The sequence below is a fragment of the Nocardioides dubius genome (assembly GCF_039528155.1).
GTDB lineage: Bacteria > Actinomycetota > Actinomycetes > Propionibacteriales > Nocardioidaceae > Nocardioides > Nocardioides dubius.
Genome location: NZ_BAAALG010000003.1, coordinates 146225 through 148269 on the forward strand (window position 1 = coordinate 146225; position 2045 = coordinate 148269).

Here is a 2045-nt window from a genome sequence, read left to right on the forward strand (position 1 = left end):
GCGAGCTCGCGCTGCCGCCGGTCACCGGCTCGCCGGCCGAGCGGGTGGAGGCGGAGATCGCCGCGGCCCGCGACGAGGTGGCGGGCCCGGGCGTGAGCCCGTCCCGTCCGGCGCTGCTCGAGGGCTATCTGGCGATGCCCAAGGCACGGTTGCTGATCGATGGCTACAACGTCAGCAAGGAGGCGTGGCCCGAGTCCTCGCTGGAGGCCCAGCGGGTCCGGCTGCTGGCCGGCATCTCGACGTTGGTGGCCCGCACCGGGGCGGAGACCACGGTGGTCTTCGACGCGGCCGCCAGCGCCCACCGCCCGCTGGTGAACCCGCCGCGCGGGGTCAAGGTCCTGTTCAGCCCCGAGGGCGTGATCGCCGACGACGTGATCCGCGATCTGGTCGGCGCGGAGCCCGAGGGCCGGATGGTCGTGGTGGTGACCTCCGACCAGGAGGTGGTCCGCGACGTCCGCAGGCTGGGGGCGCGCACCGTCGGCGCGGGCGCCCTGCTGGGTCTCCTCCGCCACTGAGCCTCAATGTGACCTGAGCGCGCAGAAATGGCGCGGAGGGCAGCGCTGAGGTCACATTGAGGGTTACTGTCGGACGTCTCTGTCAGCCTCCTTTCGTCACTTCAACGAGAGGACGTCACCATGAGCATGAGGATCGACTGCGACACCTGCATCGTGCGCGGCCCCGCCTGCCACGACTGCGTGGTCACCGTGCTGCTCGGCCCGCCGCCCGAGCTGGCCTTCGACGACGACGAGCGGCGCGCCCTCGACGTGCTGGCCGCCGGCGGGCTGGTGCCACCGCTGCGGCTGGTCACGCCGGTCACCGAGATCGACGTGGAATCCGCCTGACGATCTCGACATGTGCGATGGGTGTTTGGCGCTGCCGCCGCCAGCGACTAACCTGATGCACTCACGGCGCCCGCACCAGTTGGTCAGACCGGACCGGCTCGGGCGCCGCGCTGAGTCCGGAGCTTGGGTCCGGGCGAAGATACAGAGGAGATCGTCAGCTCGTGCCGCACGCACGGTTGCGCCTCGTCGCAGGGGTCGCCAGCAGCATCGCAGTAGCCGGTATCGCTTTGGTACCCGCTCTTCCCAGTAACGCCGACCCCGACATCGAGCAGGTGCGGGCCAAGGTCGACCGTCTCTTCCACGAGGCCGAGGTGGCCACCGAGCGTCACCATGACGCCGAGCTGCGCCTCGAGGAGCTCCGCGCGGATCTCAGCGATCTGCGCGCCGACGAGTCGAAGCAGCAGAAGCGGGTCGCCAGCCTGCAGGCTGCCGTCGACCGCAACCTCGCCGCCGAGTACGAGGGCCAGACCATCTCCGCGACCAGCCGGATGGTGGTCTCGGGTGACCCGGCCGCCTTCCTCTCCGAGCTGACCACGCTCAACTCCTACCGCGACCTCCAGGCGCGCACCATCGACGAGCTCGATCGGGAGTCGCAGGCACTGGAGATCCGCCGCGAGGCGACCGAGGACAGCGCCGACGAGCTGGCCGACACCGAGAAGAGCCTGGCCAAGGAGAAGGCGGCCGCAGACGCCAAGCTCGCCGAGGCCAAGGACCTGCTCGGCGACCTCGAGGCCGAGGAGCGCGCCCGGTTCGAGGCCGAGTCGAGCCGCGGCAACACCACCCGCCTGCCTGACGACGTCAAGGCCTCCGGCCGCGCCGCCGCTGCCATCCAGTTCGCGCTGGCCCAGCTCGGCGACTCCTACGTCTACGGCGCCGCCGGCCCCAACGCCTGGGACTGCTCGGGTCTGACCATGGCCGCCTGGGGCCAGGCCGGCGTCGGCCTGCCGCACAGCTCGCGGGCGCAGCAGGGCTACGGCACCCCGGTCTCCTCCGACAACCTCCAGCCCGGAGACCTCGTCTTCTACTACAGCCCGGTGAGCCACGTCGGGATCTACCTCGGCGGCGGCCGGATCGTGCACGCCGCCAACCCGAGCACCGGTGTGGTGATCTCCGGAGTCTTCTCGATGCCCTTCTCGGGCGCCGTCCGACCCGGCTGATTCCACTGAGCATCTCGGCTCCTGACGCCGGCCACCCGCGATCGTG

At 71.0% G+C, this 2045-nt stretch carries 3 protein-coding genes; all 3 read left to right on the plus strand.

The window, feature by feature from the left end:
- A partial coding sequence (locus tag ABD151_RS04900) for an NYN domain-containing protein (RefSeq protein ID WP_343991899.1) occupies window positions 1-515 on the plus strand: 515 nt, incomplete at its 5' end.
- Between the two features lie 120 nt (window positions 516-635).
- Window positions 636-842, plus strand: a complete 207-nt coding sequence (locus ABD151_RS04905; RefSeq protein ID WP_343991901.1) for a hypothetical protein — start codon at window positions 636-638, stop codon at window positions 840-842.
- A gap of 227 nt (window positions 843-1069) precedes the next feature.
- Window positions 1070-1999: a C40 family peptidase gene (locus ABD151_RS04910; RefSeq protein ID WP_343991903.1), complete on the plus strand. Its 930-nt coding sequence runs from the start codon at window positions 1070-1072 to the stop codon at window positions 1997-1999.
- Window positions 2000-2045 lie beyond the last annotated feature (46 nt).

What these genes read in the sequence shown, in the direction of transcription:
- ABD151_RS04905 (WP_343991901.1), top strand. Translation starts at nt 636, where the DNA reads ATGAGCATGAGGATCGACTGCGACACCTGCATCGTGCGCGGCCCCGCC.